This window comes from Acidimicrobiia bacterium (genome assembly GCA_016650365.1).
Lineage (GTDB): Bacteria > Actinomycetota > Acidimicrobiia > Spongiisociales > JAENVV01 > JAENVV01.
This window is the reverse complement of the sequence record JAENVV010000033.1, coordinates 16,555-35,898: the sequence shown is the minus strand read 5'-3', so window position 1 is coordinate 35,898 and position 19,344 is coordinate 16,555. Positions and strand designations below refer to the sequence as shown.

Genomic DNA, 19,344 nt, shown 5'->3' with positions numbered 1-19,344 from the left:
CTCCGGGTAGGAGAGCCAAGAACCCTGTGCTTCGTCAGCGCGGTTCGATTACGGCAACCGCGGCCGCCGCCAAACCTTCGTCCCGGCCGATCGAACCCATGAAGTCCGTCGTTGTCGCCTTTACGGACACATCGGTGGGATCAAGGTTGAGGGCCCCGGCCAAACCCGCCCGGATGGCCTCACGGTGGGGGGCGACCTTGACGGATTGGGCGATAACAGTGACGTCTACCTGCGAAACCTTCCAACCGGCTTCGGAGAGTTTGGTAATGGCGTCCCGGACCAGATCGAGACTCGATACGCCCTGCCAGCGCTCATCCGTAGACGGATAATGGGTTCCGAGATCACCCAATCCGGCAGCACCAAACAGGCCATCAACCACGGCATGGCAGGCAACATCGCCATCGGAGGTGGCCTCTACCAACCTCGCAGAATCAACCACCACCCCACCGAGCCGGACCGGCCATGTACCCCCGAAACGGTGGGCATCAAAACCGAACCCAACCCTCACGCCGGGCGACCGAACAACATCCGGCCTATCGCCGTACGCGTCGTGGCGGTGACCTCAACCGAAATCTCTTCGCCGACTCGCTCCGAGGCTCCGTCGATAACCACCATGGTCCCGTCGTCGAGATACCCAACTCCCTGTCCTTCACCACTTCCAACCTTGGAAACCGGCACAGACACGATCTCGCCAACGGCCACGGACGTCTTCAGTTTTTCGCCGAGCCCGGCAGGGTTGAGGACCCGGACACCCCGCAGCTCGGCTGCTTTGGCGAGATGGGTGTCGGTGGTCACGATCTGAGCGCCACTTCGCTCGGCAACAACGATGAGCTTGGCGTCGACATCTTCGACCTCAGGGATCTCATCATCGAGTACCACGACGTCGACATGGGCCGTCGATCGCAGCGCGTCGAGGATTTCCAAGCCGCGACGGCCTCGCCGATGTCGACTCTTCTCTGCCGAGTCGGCCAGCCCTTGCAACTCGTCGATCACAAACCCTGGCAACCAGAGGCGTCCCTCGATGAGACCGATTCGGGCCAGCTCCAGAATACGACCGTCGATGGCCGCCGACGAGTCGATGAGATAGGACGGCTCTTGGTCGCTCAAGCGACGGGCCACGAGCGGAGCCCGGGGTCGCAGACCGGCCACCGTTAACAGATCGTGCGACCGCATGGCAAACAACCTCGCACCGATCAGCGCCAGGGAAAGAATAATGAGTGCGGCAAGCGGCCAGGCGATTGCCCCCGGTAGCAGCGCGATCAAGGGAGCGCTCACGGCCCCGCCCAACACGACACCAACGATGAGGCCGAAAGCACCGGCAAATAATTCCTGACCGTCCGCCTGCGGCAAGAACCGCTGGGGGAGCACATCGAGGCGCTGACGGAACCCTCTCCCGAACAGCCCGCCACTCACGTAGCCAACGCCGGCACCGATCAGCGCGCCGACCAATCGGATGGTGCTGGGATCTGCGTCCACCACGGCCGGGTTGATCCGACTACCGAGTGTGTAGCCAAGTGCGGTCAGCAACAAGGTGACCAGCAGGCGAAGGGCCTCAACCATCATGAGCGAACCGTTCTATTCGTCGAGATCCTCGGGTTTCGGGAGTGCCCGGTCGAGCTTCTTGGTCGCTTCCTCTTCGTTGACGTCGAGGGCGAATTGCATCTCACTCACCAGGGTCGTTCGAGCTCTCGAAAGCATGCGCTTCAACGCAGGCGAGATGCCCTTCAACTGTTGGGCAACCGTGAGGTCCCTCACCACTTCGGCCACCTGGAAGATGTCACCTGAGGTCATCTTCTCGTTGAGGATCTTGTACCAACGACTCCAGTTGGATCCCGCTTCCTGCGGTTCGTCTTTCAGGGTCGCAAAGACCTTACGAGCCTGCGTCTTCGAGATGACCGGGCGAATCGTATCTTCGATGTTCTCAACCGGCACATAGACCGTGAGCTGATCGGTAGCGATTTCCAACTGGAAGTACTCACGATTTTCGCCAGCGATTTTCTGCTTCACCTTTTTGATGATGATTGCGGCACCATGGTGGGGGTGAACAACTTTGTCACCCACTGCAAAAGATGACTTTCGGCGCGGTTTGGGAACCTCTGCTACTTCAGGTTTTTTGGCCATAAAGGGTGGTGTCTATCGTTCGGCGACGGCCTAGTGTAGCTGCCGGTGACACTCAGGCGACATGCCCGCCGGTTGGACCCCAAAAACCGGCGCTATCGATGGCCCGATCCAGCCAGGCGCGGATCTGCACGGCCCTGGTGTGACCAACTCCTGGCACATCGTCAAGTTCCTCGACGGAAGCATGGAGGAGTTTACGGAAGTCTCCGAAGTGTTTGGCAGCGGCCTCCTGCACCGATTCCGGAAGATGGGGAACCTGGCTGAGCAGCCGCAAGCCTCTCGGAGACGCTTCGATGTCTTCGGCCTCGAATCCCATGGCGCCGGCGATCGCCTGGCGATCCGATAACTCGGCGGTCGGAATGTCGGCTAGCTCGTTCAAAGCAGCCTGCGTGGAACGCGCCGAAAGTCGACCGATGTAATCGCGTACCACCAGGCGCCGTAATTCTCTGATGCCGTGGGTGAGATCGGCCAATTGAAGCTGCACCAACTGACGCTCCCCACCCAGGGCCAGGCTTAACACCTCGACCGAATCGCCAAGGCGAAGCACCAGTTCGGCTCGCTGGAGAACGGTCACGGCCCAATAGTTGGTCATGAAGTCGGCCACCTCAAGCCTGGTCATCCGCTCCTCGGCCTGATCGAGGCGAGTGCGGAATCGATCGAGCGACGACAGCGACTGATTGATCTTGTCGGTTATGACTGCCGGGCTTTCCAGTTCTTGCTTGGTGTCTCCAAAGAACAACGTCGCCACGGCGCGATCCTCCGATATGGACACGACCGGCTTCCCCGTCTGTTTGGCGGTACGCTCGGCAGTCCGATGCCGCGAACCGGTCTCGTCGGTGGGCATGGCTGGATCGGGAATGAGATGAACGTTCGCTCGAAGAATTGCATCGCTGTTGTCGGAAAGAACGATGGCCCCGTCCATCTTGGCAACTTCGGCAAGCCTGGCGACCGTAAACGGGGCTTCACTGAGGTCGAAGCCGCCAGAGCACACGGCATCGACCCGCGGCCCGGCCCCGAGAACGATCAGCGCTCCCATCTTCTGCTGCATGATGCGCTCAAACGCGTCCCGCAGTCTGGTCCCGGGGGCGACTCTCTTGAGAACTTCTAGGCGGGTATCGGCTTTGTTCACCACTCGGGCGAGGCTACTACACGCTCTGGCGGTAGGCCCAACACAGGGCTCCTAATCATCGAAGACGCCAGCGGCGGCCAGGGCCGACTCGATGCGCCGTGAAACAAGGTCGGCATGAATGGTCCTGGTCAGCCCCAAACGGGAGGCTTCTTCAGACCGACGCCCATCGTGGGACACACTGCGCAGCTCTCCGGTCAACCCGACTTCACCCCAAGCGGCGGTTCGACCGAGCGGGCGATTGGTCAAGGAAGAAGCCAGCGCCAGTGCAATAGCGAGGTCGGCAGCCGGCTCCGTCAGTCGCATACCGCCCACCACCGACACGTATACCTCTCGATCTGAAAACCGGAGCATGGCGTGCCGTTCTAGAACGGCCAGTAGCTGGTGCACCCGGGCTGCCTCGACCCCTCGCACGGAACGACGGAGCTGTTGAGGAGTCACGACCGGTTTACCGACCAGTGCTTGAACCTCGACGAGCAGGGCTCGTTTTCCACTGATGGCCGGGAATACGACCGTCCCTGCCACGCTTCCTTGCCAGTCAGCCACAAACGCGGCCGACGGATCGGCGACCTCCACCATCCCTTCCTCATCCATTTCGAAGAGCCCAACAAGATGAGTCGCTCCAAACCGGTTTTTCAGGCTGTGGAGCGTTCGATACCCGCGATCGGTTTCGCCTTCGAGATACAGCACGACGTCGACCATGTGCTCAAGCAGCTTGGGGCCGGCGATTGCCCCGTCCTTGGTGATATGACCAACGACGACGGTGGCAGTTCCAGTCTCCTTGGCAAATCGGATGAGCCGCGCCGAACACTCACGCACCTGTCCGACCGAACCGGAGGCGGCCGCAACCTCTTGTGCTGCCAATGCCTGGATCGAATCAACAATGAGAAGGTCGGGCCGGATTTGCTCGGCTGCGGCGATAATCACGTCGACATCGCCATCGGCGAGCAGCAGGATGTCGTCGGACTTGATGCCGAGTCGCTCGGCCCGCAGTCCGACCTGATCGGCAGATTCCTCGGCTGTGGCGATGAGAACCTTCGCACCGTGAACCGCCAGGCTGCCGGCCACTTGAGAGAGCAACGTCGACTTGCCAACCCCGGGCTCACCGCCGACCAGAATGACGCCACCAGGGACCAAACCGCCTCCCAATACACGGTCGAACTCCGAAATACCGATTTGAAGGCGTGGCGGTGGGGACTCGCCCACCTTCGAGAGTGGCACCAGGGCAGCCGTCGTCGTCCTTTTGGATGACCCTGTGACCTCGGCGAGTGCGTCCGACACCTTGCATTGAGGGCAGAACCCCATCCACTTGCTCGACTGGTAACCACACGATGAACACCGATATGTCATGGAAAGATCCTATCGTGGGGGGCAGACAGAAAATTGTGCCTGCCGGTGTGGTGGTTTCTGTGACCTGGATGGCGCCTCACGGCACCAACGTGGCAGAATGTCGCCGGCTAACGAAAGGTAATCGGCTTGTCCGTCGTTGAATGCACAAACTGCGGAGCTCAGTCCGAGGGCGAAGAATTCTGCCCGGTATGTGGAGAATGGCTCCAAACAGAAGGTTTTGAAGAGTTCGAGCTGGGCAGCTCAGTCCCGCTGACTCAGGTGCCATACAACACCGTTGCCTGCCCGTCGTGTGGAGCGGCAAACCCAACGACCAATCGCCATTGTGAAGAGTGTGGAGCACGGCTGATGCAAGGGGCTCTCCCGGTCGCCCCCCAGCCAATCCTTTCTACTACGCCCGGCGTTCGCGCCGCTCTGGCCATCGGAGGACTCCTCGTGGCAGTGGTCCTGGCCGCCTTGTTGTTCAACTGGATCCGGGGCGACGGTGGAACGACCACCACGTCGAGCTCAATACCGACTTCGACGTCGACCTCCGTCCCGTTGGCCGAAATAGAACTCATTCCAATCGCCTCATCGGAGTGTTCGTCTGAACTTCCCAACTGGCCGTGCACGAACATGTTCGACGCCGATCTCGCCACCGTGTGGAACGATGCATCGCTTTCTGGCGTTGGCGCCTCGATCACTGTTCGTTTCCCGGCCACCTACCAGGTTCAGTCGATCGTGATAACAAACATCCAGGATGACCCGGTTCGGTTCACGAGAAACTTCCGGGTCGCTTCGGTGAAGGTCATCTCCGACGACAATCCGAGGGGTACCGTAAGCCTTCTGCCTGACACCCCGGGACCTCACACCATTACGTTCTCGACGATCGGGACGACCGAGATCACGATTGAGGTACAGACGACCCATCAGGCCGAAGCTGTCATCGATGAAGTGAGCGGTGAGGAACTCGCTCGCTTCTCGGAGCTGGTGATCGCCGAGCTCGAGTTCTACGGCAGGCGAACAGGCAACTAGAAAGCAGCGGGTTCCGCGCCAATCTATCCCCAACAGCGACCGCTGGCAGCCCAATGCGTCCAGCCGCCGCCGTCGTATACCAACCAGGCGGCCACCGCCACATTGGCGAGAGGGTCGAAGACATCGGACCCGGAGTAGCCAGCCAGCACGGCTCGGTCACCCCAGTACGACGCGAGATGCTGAAAGAGCCCCGAAGCCGTTGAGTACCGATTCTTGGCATTGGGGTCGCCGCCGGATTCACAACCGATGACCGACATGGCACGAGATACGTCACCGGGGGCGAAGAACGCCTCGACCAAGGGACGCCAATCATCGATCGAACCTGACCACTCGAGCATCAATTCGTTCACGGTCTTGGCGGCCTCGCGGTCTTGGACACACAAACCGCCAAACGGTGGCTGACAACCAAACCAACGGCCGATCGGCACCACCGGATCCGGTTCCTGAGTTGCCCCGGTCTGGGATGCCACGGCCAGGGGGGCAGGACCGACGGAATCGGTTGATACAGCTGTGGTACCCCTTGCGGGCGGGCGGACCTGGTCTGTTGTGGTAGTCGACGTCGTGTCAATGGGGACGGTACCGGTTTCGGATGCCGACCCCACGGACGGCACCAGCATGCCGACCATGAGAAGAAGGGATAACGCGCGAACACGCATGTTGAATTGTTCCTTGTTAGGGGGTTTTTGTGCGGGTCAGGAGCGAAGCCTCCTAAGCATCATCTGACTGCAACCCTCTAAGGCTAACGAACTGGAAACCGTACACAAATCGAGAATGGAAGAATTATCCAGCCGAAGGCTGGCACCAGTTCCATCCAGCCAGCCGGCCAAGACAACAAGAAGGGGGCAGGAGTGTCCTCCTGCCCCCTTCTCAACGTCAACTCCTACCAGGACTAGCTGTCGGCCATCTCCACCGGTGGAACATCGGGCGACGAGAACGACTCGAATGTCAGTTCCTGGTTCTCTTCGTCAAGATCGACCACGATCGTCGACCCCGCCACAAACTCGGCCAACAGAACCTTCTCGGACAACGGATCCTCGAGGCGCTGCTGAATCGCCCGCCGAAGCGGTCGAGCACCCAGCTCTGGGTCATAACCGGTCGTTGCCAGGAAACTCTTGGCTGCGTCGGAAAGGACCAGATCCAGGCTCTGAGATCCGAGCTGATTGATCACCCTGGCGAGCATGAGATCGACGATTTCCTTGACCTCTTCCAAGGTCAATTCGTGGTAGACGATGACCTCGTCGATACGGTTCAAGAACTCCGGACGGAAATGCTTCTTCAAATCCTCGGTGACCTTCGACTTCATCTTTTCGTATGTCACCTCATCCGAGTCGGCGCTAAAGCCGATCGAACGCTTGCGGAGATCACGCGTACCAAGGTTGGACGTCATGATGATGACGGTGTTCTTGAAGTCGACGGTCCGTCCCTGGGCGTCGGTCAACCGGCCATCCTCCAGAATCTGGAGCAGGGTATTGAACACGTCTGGATGAGCCTTCTCGACTTCGTCGAACAAGACCACGGAGAACGGCTTGCGCCGCACAGCCTCGGTGAGCTGGCCACCTTCGTCATAGCCGACATACCCGGGAGGCGAGCCGACCAGTCGGCTGACCGTGTGTTTGTCCATGTACTCCGACATGTCCAGTTGGATGAGCGAGTTTTCGTCACCGAACAAGAACTCCGCCAACGTCTTGGCCGTCTCGGTTTTTCCAACGCCTGACGGGCCGAGGAAGATGAACGATCCGGCTGGACGCTTCGGGTCTTTCAACCCGGCCCTCGTCCTGCGGATAGCCCGCGAGACCGCCGAAATGGCATCTTTCTGACCGATGATGCGCTTGTGGAGTTCAGCCTCCATGTTGACAAGACGGGCGGTCTCCTCTTCGGTGAGACGATGAACGGGAATCCCGGTCCACTGAGCAAGTACCTCAGCAATCTCTTCCTCGTCGATGACCCAGCTGATCGATTCGCCGGCCTCTCGCAACTCTGCTTCTTTGGCCGTCCGGTCGGCCACCAGACCGCGTTCTTGATCACGCAGTTGGGCGGCCCGCTCAAATTGCTGAGCTCGTACGGCGTCCTCTTTGTCAGACCGAACCTGGAGAATCTGGCCATCGACCTCGGCGATTCCCGGATCCGGAGCCTTGCGCCGAATCCGCATACGGGAACCGGCCTCGTCGATCAGGTCGATCGCCTTGTCCGGTAGGAATCGGTCGGCCAGATACCGGTCGGCCAGGTTGGCGGCGTTGACGAGTGCCTGTTCCGTGTAACGAACCTGATGATGAGCCTCGTACTTGTCCTTCAAACCGTTGAGAATAAGAATCGTGTCTGCCACGGTCGGTTCGTCGACCTGCACCGGCTGGAACCGTCGCTCGAGCGCCGAATCCTTTTCAAGGTACTTCCGATACTCTTCGAGCGTCGTCGCTCCCACAGTCTGGAGCTCCCCCCTCGCCAGCATCGGCTTGAGGATCGAGGCCGCATCGATGGCACCTTCGGCAGCACCGGCACCGACAAGCGTGTGAATCTCATCGATGAAGAGAATGATGTCTCCCCGGGTGCGGATCTCCTTGAGTACCTTCTTCAGGCGCTCCTCGAAGTCACCGCGATACCGGGAGCCTGCCACCAGAGACCCGAGGTCCAACGTGTACAACTGCTTACCGGTCAGCGTTTCGGGAACATCACCGGATACGATGTTCTGAGCAAGTCCTTCAACGATGGCCGTCTTGCCAACGCCTGGTTCACCGACCAGAACCGGATTGTTCTTGGTGCGTCGTGACAGAACCTGCATCACGCGCTCGATCTCACGATGTCGACCGATGACCGGATCGAGCTTGTGATCACGGGCCGCCTGGGTCAGGTTCCTGCCAAATTGATCGAGAACCGTTGAACCCGAAGAAGCCGGTTCCGACGAACCCCGACCTGATGATCCGCTCGACCCACTAGACGGAGACGGCTCATCACGTTGCGGGCCGTTGACGAGCTGGATGACCGTCTGACGAACCTTCGGCAGGTCGGCTCCCAGCTTCTGAAGGACCTGGGCAGCAACGCCTTCGCCTTCGCGAATCAGTCCGAGCAAGATGTGTTCGGTTCCGATGTAGTTGTGGCCGAGTTGTAGAGCCTCGCGCAGCGACAGCTCCAGCACCTTCTTGGCGCGGGGCGTAAACGGGATGTGACCGCTCGGGGCTTGCTGGCCCTGACCGATGATCTCGACGACCTGCTGGCGAACCGATTCGAGGTTGATCGAAAGTGACTCAAGGGCTTTCGCAGCAACACCTTCGCCCTCATGGATCAATCCGAGCAAGATGTGCTCGGTCCCGATGTAGTTGTGGTTCAACAGGCGCGCTTCTTCTTGGGCAAGCACCACTACCCGACGGGCTCGGTCTGTAAATCGTTCGAACACGGCTACCGCCTCTCTGAACTAGGACCCCTGGATAAGAGACCGTGCGATGCGATTATAGCCCCCAGGACCACATACTCCTGCGGTCTTGACCTGGCAAAACTTCTTCGTCCTTTTACGACACCACCAAAAGACGAACTACTGACACCCGCAGAGACCGGTACCATGGGAAGCGATGGACGTACCGAGTATTCAAGATATGGTTCCGCTCCCCCACGTTTGGGAGCAGATCGAACGTACCGAAACGCGCCTCATGGACGCCTCGGAATCGCGCGACCCTTTCCTCACGAAGGTCGCCCAACACCTCCTGGCCGCCGGCGGCAAGCGGTTCCGGCCGTTGCTCGCTCTGATCGCTGCCGACTTCGGGCCAGCCAACGATGACCGACCCATCGAAGCCGGCGTGGCGGTTGAACTCATCCACGTCGGGAGCCTCTATCACGACGATGTGATCGACGAAGCCACCATCCGACGGGGGGCCGATTCGGCCAACGCCAACTGGGACAACACGGTTGCGATACTGGCTGGCGACTTCCTGATGGCGCGCGCCTCGGAGGTCGCTGCCACCCACCTCGGGCAGGAATCGGTTCGCCTTCTGGCAAGCACCTACGCCGAACTTGTCGAGGGTCAGACCCGCGAACTCCAACTCGATTTCGATCTCGACCACGATCCGGAGGCCTACTTCCAGGTCATCGGTGGCAAGACCGCCGCGTTGATTCGCACGTCGGCCCGTCTGGGAGCCATGGCCGCCGACGCCGATGACGCGACCGTCGAAGCCTTGTCGTCGTGGGCATGGGAGCTTGGCCTCGTGTTTCAGATCGCCGACGACGCCCTCGACCTGGTCGCAACCGAGTCGTTTCTCGGCAAGCCGGCCGGATCAGATATTCGAGAGGGAAAGATGACTCTGCCGGTGCTCCTGGCTGCCGCCGGGTCCGACGGCGGCAGAATTCGAGATGCGCTCGGGAAGCCGCCGTACGACGACGCCCGCGTCAATGAGGTGATCTCCATCGTCCGGGCCGGCGGATACGTCGAGCAGTCTCTCCAGGAAGCGGAGCGACGCATCGCAACGGCAGACGCGGCGGTCGCCACCCTTCCTGACATTCCAACCAGGGCCGTGCTTTCAAGCCTTGCCCAATTCCTCCTGGACCAGGTGACCGCCGCCCGCTCCGGTTAACGGTCAGAGCACGCTCGAAGTCGTCTACTCGGGACGGAGATGCGGGAACAGCACGACTTCCCTGATGCTGGCATGGTTGGTGAGGATCATTACCAGGCGGTCGACCCCCAGCCCGAGACCAGCCGTCGGGGGAAGACCATATTCGAGTGCTCGAACATAATCCTCATCGATCGGGTGCGCCTCATCATCGCCGGCCACCCTGGCGGCCGCCTGCTCCTCAAACCGGCGCCTTTGCTCGGCCGGGTCGTTCAACTCGGTAAAGGCATTGGCCAGTTCGCGACCGGCGACTATCAACTCGAACCGCTCCGTCACCTGAGGATTCGACCGATGGCGCTTGGAAAGTGGTGATACCTCAACCGGGTAGTCGATCACGAACGTCGGCTCCCACAACCGATCTTCGATGGTCGCTTCAAACAACGCAGTAACCAGTTTCCCGACACCCCAGGACGGCTCGACCTTGATCTGTAGATCTCCGGCCAGCTTGCGCAGTTCGTCGACGGGCATGTCGTAACTGATGTTGAGGTCGAGCTGCTCATTGACGGCCTCAAGCATGGGCAACCGACGAAACGGAGGGGCGAGATCGAGTTCCCGATCCTGATACATCACAGTCGTCGCTCCCGTCACATCAAGGGCCGCAGCCGCTACAACTTCCTCGGTCAACTCCATAACGTCTTCGTAGTCGGCGAACGCCTCATACGATTCGAGCATCGTGAACTCGGGGTTGTGGGAGGTATCCATGCCTTCATTGCGGAAGTTGCGGTTTATCTCGAAGACTTTGTGCATCCCCCCGACTATCAGACGCTTCAAGTACAGCTCCGGAGCAATCCGCAGGTACATGTCCATGTCAAGCGCCGTGTGATGGGTTATGAACGGCCGGGCGAGGGCTCCGCCGGGCTTCGCCTGGAGCATCGGGGTCTCGACTTCGAGAAATCCCCGCTCCTCAAATGACCGGCGAAGAGACCGAACCGTGGCGATCCGGGCCCTGGCCGTGGCCCGGGCTTCCTCGTTGACGGTCAGATCGAGATACCGCTGTCGATAGCGGCGCTCCTGGTCCTGAAGGCCGTGCCATTTGTCAGGAAACGGACGCAACGCCTTGGAGAGAATCTCGAAGCGATCGACCCGGATGCTCAACTCGCCCTTTTTCGTCGTGATGACCTCGCCGTGTGCTCCAACCCAGTCGCCGTTGTCGATGAGGTCGAATATCTCGAACGCATCGTCGCCGAGAACCGCTTTGGAAACAAACAATTGAATCTGACCCGAACGGTCCTGCAATACCCCGAACCGCAGTTTGCCAAAGGACCGTACATTCAGAAGTCGCCCGGCCACCGTCACCGACGTCCCGGTCTCCGCGCCCGGTTCGAGGCCGACATAAAGCGCATGAATCTCGGCGGCAACCGCATCTGGTTTGAACGTGTGCGGATAGGGGTTGATATCGCGCGACCTGAGCTCCTCGAGCTTGGCCAACCGAACGGCCGTGAGTGGATGATCGGCCAAGCCGGCGCGATCATCGAGTTGTTCTTCGGGGGTGGTCTCATCTGACATAGGGCGTCACCTTACCGGCCCGGGAGGGGCGATCGGTCATCGATTTCGCTCGCTCAGCAGCCCGAGTCCACGCAAAACGAGGACGTCATCAACCGCGTACTCCCTGCCGAGGAGCGGCACAAGGGTGCCAGCACCGCCGCCGGTTGCCACCAAAACCGCGTCGGAACCGAGCTCGGTGAGGGCGCGAGTAACGAGGCCATCGACCAATCCCGCATAGCCGTACACCATTCCGGACTGGATCGCTTCGACCGTATTGCGACCGATTACGTGTTCGGGAGGGGTCAGTGCAACCCTACGCAGGGCCGCCGTCGAATCGACCAACGCATCGAGCGAGATATCCAGACCACTGGCGATGGCCCCGCCTACAAAGGCACCGTCGGGTCCGACCACATCGACGGTGATGGCGGTGCCAAACCCGACGACGACGACCGGATACCCGTAGAACGCCTTGGCGGCCACTGCGCTTGCCACCCGATCGGCACCGACTTCGCGGGGATTATCGACCGACATTGGCATCCCGGTCTTTACTCCGGGGCCGACGGTGAGCAGGGTATCGACCATGTCCGCCAGGGCTATCCCAAGGGACATGGCCACCGCGGGCACGACCGACGCGAGGGCGGCCGACGTAACGTGGGCAGCAACCGGGTTGAGCAGTCCTCGCAGGAGTAATGCGTATTCGTCCGGCGTTCGATCGACCGCCGTCGAAACCCGCCAGTGATGAATAAGGACGTCCCCGTTCAGAACCCCGATGTCGGTTTGGCTGTTGCCAACATTGAGAGCCAGCAGCATCAGTTCACCCCCGCATAGAGAATGCTGGTAGATCGCAGAAGGGTCCCCCGGTCGGAGGTCCCATCCGGTTCCAGCCAGACGTTGTCGATCAGTCGAATACCACCGATCCGGACCGCGGTGGCCAAGAATGCCGGCCGGTCAAGCGTTGCGAGAGGACGGGCGGTCGCCCGCTCGGCCAGGGCCACATACTCGACGTAAATACCGATGAGATGCGCTGACACGGCCCGCTCCAAAACCTGTCCGTCGCGTTCACCCGAAGCGGCGAGATCGGCGGCGGCGAATAGCCCTTCCGACACCCTGGTCGCCTGGTCCCGGTCGCCGGCTGGAATCTGCACATTTCGGCTCGACAACGCGAGACCATCAGACTCCCGAACGGTTGAACATGGCACGATTTCGACGGGGAGCGACAGGTCGACCGTCAACCGCATAACCATCGCCAGTTGCTGCGCATCCTTCTTGCCAAAGTAGGCACGATCCGGCTGTAGCCCTGCCAGAAGTTTGGTCACGACCGTCGCAACCCCGGCAAAATGCCCTGGTCGGTGAGCACCCTCCATCGATTCGGTGAGGCCGCCAACCACGACTCTCGTGACGGGTTCGATCGGATACATCTCCTCGACGGAGGGCGCAAAGAGAATGTCGACCTCCGCCTGCTCCATCAGTCTGGCGTCACGGTCGAACTGACGGGGGTAGGCGTCAAAGTCAGCCACCTCATCAAACTGAAGCGGGTTTACGAAGAGGCTGGCCATCACCTGATCATTCCCGACCCGGGCTTGCGACATGAGATCCAGATGACCTTCGTGGAGGTAGCCAAGAGTCGGTACGAGCCCTATCGAACCTTTTGCCAGCGAACGACACTCGGCGAAGGTTTCGATCACCTTCATGACAGAACCTCCCGCATGACCTCCCAGTTGCCCACCAGGAGAGCCGTAGCGGTCCCCATCGCAACGAAGGGGCCCTCGACGCCCGCCTCCCTGGCCGCGTCCCGCTGAGCACGCACAGTGCCTATGTCGCCACGAACGATGGGCCCGGTCAGGGCCGCCAGGCTACCGAGGCGGCCGGCGTTGGAAACCGACGCCGCCACAAGCGGCTCAGCGACCGATAAGGGCACCCCGGCGGCGTCGAGGAGTTGTTCTGCGACGGCCAGGGCGGCCACGACATAGTTGGAAGCGGCGGTCGCTCCGGCATGATAGGCGGCTTTGGCAGCATCCGGGAGTCGGAATGGTCGCATTCCAAGCGAAGTAGCAAAAACTGACAACGCGCCGGCCACCGCTTCGGATCGACTGGTAATCGCGGCACTGGCCCCTACCAATGCGGCCGCTCCGATCTCCCCAGAAGGCAGCGTCATGAGCGGATGCATTGATCCAATCTTGTTTCCAAGCGGAGAGAGAACATCGACCGAGGTCCGGCCAGACAGGTGGGCGATTACGGAACCACCTGGCGGGTGCAGTTGTGTGGCGACTTCGGCGATGGAATCGTCAGAAACGGCCACAATCACGAACTCGGCATCGGGAAGCGACGATGTGAGGGGAATCGACCTGGCCAGATCGGTCTCGATGGGGCGGCGAGCAGCGAGAGCGACAACTTCGTGCCCGGCGGTCCTGGCCGCCAGCCCGACGGACATTCCGGCGCGTCCCGGGCCAACAATGACAATTCGAGCCATGAAGTCAGTCCTTTCGGTTCCGATCCACAATGCAGTTCCAGACGGGCATGCGGTACCAGACCAGCATCGAGCCTAGACGATGAACGGGACGAGACGCTTGGGCACCTCGTCCATATACCGACGGTATCGACTGTGAGCAACGAGTAATCGGCGTTCCTCGAAGGACGACTTGAGCCAGAAGAACCCACCGACTGCTACCGACCCTCCCAGTGCGATCCAGGAGCCCATAAACAGAGCCAATCCGGCCAGCGAGAGAATGAGGCCCCCATAAATCGGATGTCTCACGAGACCGTACGGACCAGACGAGATCATGGCCGACCCCTCCAACGGTTGCGGAAACGGCGTAAGGCTCGAACCGAGGACCTGCATGGCTCGAGCGGCCAGGGTCACACCCCCCAGAAAGAGTGGCACACCGATCCACCGGGCGTCGAACGAACCCGAGTATCGAAAGGCCGCCCCCGCCACCAGGATCAACAAAACAACCTGAGCCGTCACCCACCAGGCACCCTTCGACAGAGCCACTTGCCACCCCGACCCCGCCAGACGATCAACCGACTGATCACGAACGTCGTCCAGCTTCGAACGGGCTGTCCCGGAACCGGTCGCCGCATCGGGCCAGACCTCCGCCAACGGCTCGACGGCAAACCGACGTTCAGCCAGTCGCTCATGGGGGACCGTCAGCGTCTCGGACACATATGGTGGGGTCGCAGCAGTCAGGATGTCGAGGTCGAGCGTCCGGGGCCCCCATCGTTGGTCACGCACCCGGTCGGCCGACGCCTCGATCTGCCGACACGTTGCCAGCAGAGTTGGGAGGTCCAGGTTTGTTTCGATCACGATCACTGCATTGAGAAAATCCGCCTGTTCGGGACCCCCGACCGGATCGGACCGATACAGACTCGACACGGCCACGATCTCTCCATGCTGTCCAAGCTGGTCGATGGCCTGCCGAAGCAAGTTCAGCCGATCACCGAGGTTGGACCCGAGTCCGATTGCCACCTGCATAATCCAGCCCTATCGGGGATACCGGACCGTCACCGAAACATCCTGAAAAGGATGCCGGATCGGGGCGGCCGGTTTGTGAACGGTGATCTCGCAGCCTGTCACCAGGTCGAGTTCCATACAGACACCGGCGATGCGATGCGCCAGGGTCTCGATGAGGTCATGTCGCTCAGCTGTCACGGCTTCGACCACCTGATCCGCCAGCCGACCGTAATCCACCGTGAGCGCCAGATCGTCAGCTGCGGCAGCCGCGGTGGTATCTAGAAACAGATCTATGTCGATACCGAAGATTTGACCGGTGATGGCCTCGTGAGGTTGAACGCCGTGATAGCCAAATACCTCAAGCCCTCTCAGAGAAATCTGATCGGTCACCGGACCGCGACGCTCATCATCGTCCGAGCCTCGGGGCCAAGTGGTCGGCCGAGAATCTCCTGGATGACCGCGGCGGCCTTGATCGGATCCCCAACCATGCCACTTGAAATCAGGTAGGCGGCCAATAGACCGGCCAGGGTCTCATCGACCAGATCACGGTGAATAAGAACCACGGCGTTACTCGGGGCAAGGGCCGCGCTGATCGCCTTGAGAACCCTCGGAACGTCAGACGCGACTTTGAGTTCGGTGGCGAGGGGTTCGTGGGTAACGGCGAAACCGGCCTCTTCATAGGCGGAAATATTCTGGTTACCGGTCAGAAGCGAAACGAGAGTGTTGATCTTGGCGTTATCGCGTAGCCAGATGATTTCTTCCTCGCGCCTGACCCGACGATGCTGGAACCCATAGCCGCCGATTCGCTGGCTGACTGCCAGGCGTCCGGCAATAACCCAAACGAAATCACGTGGTTTAAGACCTGTCATGTGCGCGCAACGATAGCCGCACTGAGCAACATGGCCTGCCGAGAGTAGACAACATTATGGACCCGGACCACGCTGGCTCCCAGGAATGTAACAAGACCGGACAAAACAGCCGTCGCCCTATCACGATCCTCCACTGATTCGACGTCCACTACTGCACCTATGAAACGCTTGCGGGAAGCCCCGACCATCAACGGATAGCCGAGTCCAGCCAGCACCCTGGTGTTGGCGAGAACTGCCAGGTTGTGTTCGGTCGTCTTGCCGAATCCTATTCCTGGATCGATGCAGATCCGGTTGGCATCGAGGCCGGCATGTTCCAACAGGGCAGCTTGACCGGTGAGATACTCCCCGATCTCAGCAACCACATCGTGGTATTGCGGATTGTCTTGCATGGTGCGTGGGGAACCAGCCATGTGCATGACGACCACGCCTGGCTTTCGCTCGACGACGACCCGCTGCATCTCCGGATTTCGAAATCCGGTCACGTCGTTGACAATCTCTGCACCGGCTTCCATGGCGGCGACCGCCACGGCGGGCTTGGATGTGTCTACGGAAACGATCACCCCCCGAGCACTCAGAGCCTCGACGACCGGGACCACCCGCTTGAGTTCCTCCTCGATGGACACGTCGACCGCCCCCGGCCTGGTTGATTCACCACCGACGTCGACCAGGTCGGCTCCGTCTGCGACAAGGCGTAACCCGTGATCGACCGCCTCCTCAACACCCTGGAACTGTCCACCGTCAGAGAACGAGTCCGGGGTGACATTGACGATGCCCATGATGAGCGGCTGCTCGATCGACAACGCCTTGGTTCGAACCTGCCAGATCATCGATTCAGGAGAGCAAAGGCTTCGGCTCTGGTCGTCGCCCGACTGGCGAAGATCCCGCGAACCGCCGAAGTGGTCGTCGAGGCACCCGGCTTACGGACCCCCCGCATACTCATGCACATGTGTTCGGCTTCGATGACCACGAGGACCCCGAGCGGCTTGACAGCCTCCATCAGGGTGTCCGCTATCTGCGACGTCAGTCGCTCCTGCATCTGGGGCCGCTTGGCATACGCTTCCACCAGTCGAGCCAACTTGGATAGTCCGGTCAGGACCCCATCAGGCAAGTACGCCACATGGGCTTTGCCGTGAAAGGGAACGAGATGATGTTCACACATCGAGTAGAACGAAATGTCTCGGACCATGACAATTTCCCGATGAGCATCTTCGGTGAATACCGATTTCACGATCTCATACGGATCCTGATGCATCCCTTCGAAGAGTTCGGCGTACATGCGGGCAACCCGGGTCGGGGTTTCGGCAAGGCCCTCACGATCCGGATCCTCGCCTATGGCGATCAGGATGGAGCGCACCGCATCGGCGATCGCTGGCTCGTCAACATTCATACGTAACAGCGTAGGGGTCAGGCGCCTGCCTGGGAAGCGGCAACGCCATCTTTGGGTGGAGTCGGCAGGCCGTTCGGAATCTCAATTCTCATGGAGCCATTCAGCGAGTGTTGCCACTTGGGTACGTCAGCCAGAAGTTCGGCGATTCGCTTCGAGTCGAGTGTCTCCTCGTCGAGCAGAGCGGCTGCCATCCTATCCATGTCGCTGCGGTGGGTCGTCAGGATCGCCCTGGCCTCATCGTGCGCTTGGCCGATGAGCTTGCGCACCTCGCTATCGATGGTTGCCGCCATATCGTCGGAGTAGTCGGCCTGGCGCGAGTAGTCACGACCGAGGAATACCTCGCCATCGGCGTGGCCGTACTTCATCGGCCCGAGCTTGTCGCTCATCCCGTATTCCATCACCATCTGACGAGCAATCTTGGTCGCCTGCTCGATGTCGTTCGAGGCGCCGGTAGTTGGATCTCCGAACATAATCTCCTCGGCAGTGCGACCGCCAAGTGCCATGGCGAGTTGATCGATCAACTCGCTGCGGCGCCGATACAGGCGATCCTCCGACGGCATTGACTGAGTGTGACCGGCGGCGCTGCCACGGGGAATGATGGTTACCTTGTGGACCGGATCAGCGTTGGGTAATACCCAACCGACCAGAGCATGCCCGACTTCGTGGTAGGCCGTGATCTTCTTTTCGTCCTCGGTTATCACGAGGCTCTTGCGCTCGGGACCGGCAATGACCCGAATGGTTGCTTCTTCTATCTCTTCGGTCGAGATGAGCTTCTTGTCGTGCCGGGCGGCCAACAGCGCAGCTTCGTTGATGAGGTTGGCAAGGTCGGCGCCGGTGAAGCCGGGAGTCTGGCGAGCAATGACGTTGAGATCGACGTCTGGAGCGAACGGCTTGCCCTTGGCATGCACTGCCAGGATGGCGGCGCGCCCTTTGAAAGCCGGCCGACCAACCGTGATCTGACGATCGAATCGACCTGGACGTAGCAATGCCGGATCGAGAATGTCGGGTCGGTTGGTGGCGGCGATGACAATGACGCCGGTCTGAGCCTCAAATCCGTCAAGCTCAACGAGCAACTGGTTCAGCGTTTGTTCACGTTCGTCGTGTCCGCCTCCGAGGCCGGCGCCACGATGGCGGCCAACGGCGTCGATTTCATCAATGAAAACGATGGCCGGGCCTTGCGCCTTGGCCTGCTCGAAGAGGTCACGAACCCGGGACGCCCCGACTCCAACAAACATTTCCACGAAGTCAGAACCGGAGATCGAGAAGAACGGCACACCCGCCTCACCGGCGACCGCCCTGGCCAGCAGGGTCTTACCGGTTCCGGGAGGGCCAAACAACAAAACACCACGAGGAATCTTGGCCCCCATGGCGCGGAACTTGGCCGGGTTTTGCAGAAAGTCTTTGATCTCTTCGAGTTCCTCAATTGCCTCTTCGAGGCCGGCCACATCATTGAACGTAACCTTGGGCTGGTCCTTGGTCATCTGCTTGGCCTTGGACTTGCCGAATTGCATCACCCGATTCCCGCCACCCTGCATCTGCGTGAAGATGATGAACATGAATCCGAGGATGAATAGCCAGGGAAGCAACGAGAGAAGCACGGTCGTGATCGACGTCGGTTCCGGATCGACCGAAACCTCGACACCACTCGCCTGGAGTTCAATCAGCAGTTCGTCTTCGAACTGGTCCGGGTAGGAAATCGAATACTCGGCTGGATCCTCGAGTGTGGTGCCGGGGCTGCGGACTTCAACCTTGTTGGCATCCGGGAAGAAGCGAACGGTTCCAACCTCGCCATCAGCAACGAGCTCATCCAAACGGGTGAAGTCAATTTGTTCTGGCGCGTTGGCTGCATCGAACCAGGCCGAAAAAGCCAGCCACAACACCGTAACTACGGCGAAATAGATAAGAATCGTACGAACGGTGCGGTTCACCGAGGTCCTCCGAAATGTGTGTCGTTG

19 protein-coding genes are annotated in these 19,344 nt (G+C 60.4%); 2 read left to right on the top strand and 17 right to left on the bottom strand.

Going from position 1 to position 19,344, the window contains the following annotated elements; genetic code table 11:
* Positions 1-34: 34 nt before the first annotated feature.
* The 5 genes from ispF to radA are packed head-to-tail and all read right to left on the bottom strand — an operon-like array spanning position 35 to position 4,594.
* Positions 35-508, bottom strand: a complete 474-nt coding sequence (gene ispF / locus JJE47_02095) for a 2-C-methyl-D-erythritol 2,4-cyclodiphosphate synthase (protein ID MBK5266203.1) — start codon at positions 506-508, stop codon at positions 35-37.
* The gene (locus JJE47_02090) at positions 505-1,563 is read right to left on the bottom strand and encodes a TRAM domain-containing protein (protein MBK5266202.1); all 1,059 of its coding nucleotides are present in this window, start codon (positions 1,561-1,563) and stop codon (positions 505-507) included. The genes ispF and JJE47_02090 overlap by 4 nt, the downstream gene beginning before the upstream one ends.
* A 12-nt stretch (positions 1,564-1,575) precedes the next feature.
* A complete protein-coding gene (locus JJE47_02085; protein MBK5266201.1) occupies positions 1,576-2,121 on the bottom strand; it encodes a CarD family transcriptional regulator in 546 nt (181 codons plus the stop codon).
* Between the two features lie 52 nt (positions 2,122-2,173).
* A complete protein-coding gene (gene disA / locus JJE47_02080; protein ID MBK5266200.1) occupies positions 2,174-3,247 on the bottom strand; it encodes a DNA integrity scanning protein DisA in 1,074 nt (357 codons plus the stop codon).
* Positions 3,248-3,298: 51 nt separating this feature from the next.
* A complete protein-coding gene (gene radA, locus JJE47_02075) occupies positions 3,299-4,594 on the bottom strand; it encodes a DNA repair protein RadA (protein MBK5266199.1) in 1,296 nt (431 codons plus the stop codon).
* Positions 4,595-4,939: 345 nt separating this feature from the next.
* Here radA and JJE47_02070 point away from each other — a divergent pair, with 345 nt between their 5' ends.
* A complete protein-coding gene (locus JJE47_02070; protein ID MBK5266198.1) occupies positions 4,940-5,605 on the top strand; it encodes a hypothetical protein in 666 nt (221 codons plus the stop codon).
* Positions 5,606-5,628: 23 nt separating this feature from the next.
* Here JJE47_02070 and JJE47_02065 read toward each other — a convergent pair whose 3' ends face one another.
* Together JJE47_02065 and JJE47_02060 are read right to left on the bottom strand one after the other, a co-directional pair.
* Positions 5,629-6,261 carry a transglycosylase SLT domain-containing protein gene (locus JJE47_02065; GenBank protein MBK5266197.1) on the bottom strand — a complete coding sequence of 211 codons (633 nt, stop codon included), beginning with the start codon at positions 6,259-6,261 and terminating at the stop codon, positions 5,629-5,631.
* 233 nt (positions 6,262-6,494) lie between these two features.
* Entirely contained in the window at positions 6,495-8,993 is a 2,499-nt protein-coding gene (locus JJE47_02060) for an ATP-dependent Clp protease ATP-binding subunit (protein ID MBK5266196.1), read from the bottom strand.
* A 172-nt stretch (positions 8,994-9,165) separates the two neighbouring features.
* Here JJE47_02060 and JJE47_02055 point away from each other — a divergent pair, with 172 nt between their 5' ends.
* On the top strand, positions 9,166-10,161 hold the full coding sequence (locus JJE47_02055; protein MBK5266195.1) for a polyprenyl synthetase family protein: 996 nt from the start codon (positions 9,166-9,168) through the stop codon (positions 10,159-10,161).
* 24 nt (positions 10,162-10,185) lie between these two features.
* Here the strand turns inward: JJE47_02055 and lysS are convergent, their stop codons facing one another.
* The 10 genes from lysS to ftsH form a co-directional block, all read right to left on the bottom strand.
* Positions 10,186-11,703 (bottom strand): lysine--tRNA ligase, encoded by a 1,518-nt coding sequence (gene lysS, locus JJE47_02050; protein ID MBK5266194.1) that lies wholly within the window; start codon positions 11,701-11,703, stop codon positions 10,186-10,188.
* 36 nt (positions 11,704-11,739) lie between these two features.
* Positions 11,740-12,492, bottom strand: a complete 753-nt coding sequence (locus tag JJE47_02045; GenBank protein ID MBK5266193.1) for a type III pantothenate kinase — start codon at positions 12,490-12,492, stop codon at positions 11,740-11,742.
* Positions 12,492-13,373 carry a pantoate--beta-alanine ligase gene (locus JJE47_02040; protein ID MBK5266192.1) on the bottom strand — a complete coding sequence of 294 codons (882 nt, stop codon included), beginning with the start codon at positions 13,371-13,373 and terminating at the stop codon, positions 12,492-12,494. Before JJE47_02040 ends, JJE47_02045 begins: the two co-directional genes overlap by 1 nt.
* Positions 13,370-14,152, bottom strand: a complete 783-nt coding sequence (locus tag JJE47_02035; protein ID MBK5266191.1) for a DUF2520 domain-containing protein — start codon at positions 14,150-14,152, stop codon at positions 13,370-13,372. Before JJE47_02035 ends, JJE47_02040 begins: the two co-directional genes overlap by 4 nt.
* Positions 14,153-14,224: 72 nt before the next feature.
* Positions 14,225-15,154, bottom strand: coding sequence for a 2-amino-4-hydroxy-6-hydroxymethyldihydropteridine diphosphokinase (gene folK / locus JJE47_02030; GenBank protein MBK5266190.1), 930 nt, complete (start codon positions 15,152-15,154; stop codon positions 14,225-14,227).
* A gap of 9 nt (positions 15,155-15,163) precedes the next feature.
* The gene (gene folB / locus JJE47_02025; GenBank protein MBK5266189.1) at positions 15,164-15,523 is read right to left on the bottom strand and encodes a dihydroneopterin aldolase; all 360 of its coding nucleotides are present in this window, start codon (positions 15,521-15,523) and stop codon (positions 15,164-15,166) included.
* Positions 15,520-16,002: a hypothetical protein gene (locus JJE47_02020; GenBank protein MBK5266188.1), complete on the bottom strand. Its 483-nt coding sequence runs from the start codon at positions 16,000-16,002 to the stop codon at positions 15,520-15,522. The genes folB and JJE47_02020 overlap by 4 nt, the downstream gene beginning before the upstream one ends.
* Complete coding sequence (gene folP / locus JJE47_02015) at positions 15,999-16,829, bottom strand: dihydropteroate synthase (GenBank protein ID MBK5266187.1); 831 nt, start codon at positions 16,827-16,829, stop codon at positions 15,999-16,001. The genes JJE47_02020 and folP overlap by 4 nt, the downstream gene beginning before the upstream one ends.
* Positions 16,826-17,389 (bottom strand): GTP cyclohydrolase I FolE, encoded by a 564-nt coding sequence (gene folE, locus JJE47_02010; GenBank protein ID MBK5266186.1) that lies wholly within the window; start codon positions 17,387-17,389, stop codon positions 16,826-16,828. Before folE ends, folP begins: the two co-directional genes overlap by 4 nt.
* 17 nt (positions 17,390-17,406) lie before the next feature.
* A complete protein-coding gene (ftsH, locus tag JJE47_02005; GenBank protein MBK5266185.1) occupies positions 17,407-19,296 on the bottom strand; it encodes an ATP-dependent zinc metalloprotease FtsH in 1,890 nt (629 codons plus the stop codon).
* Positions 19,297-19,344 lie beyond the last annotated feature (48 nt).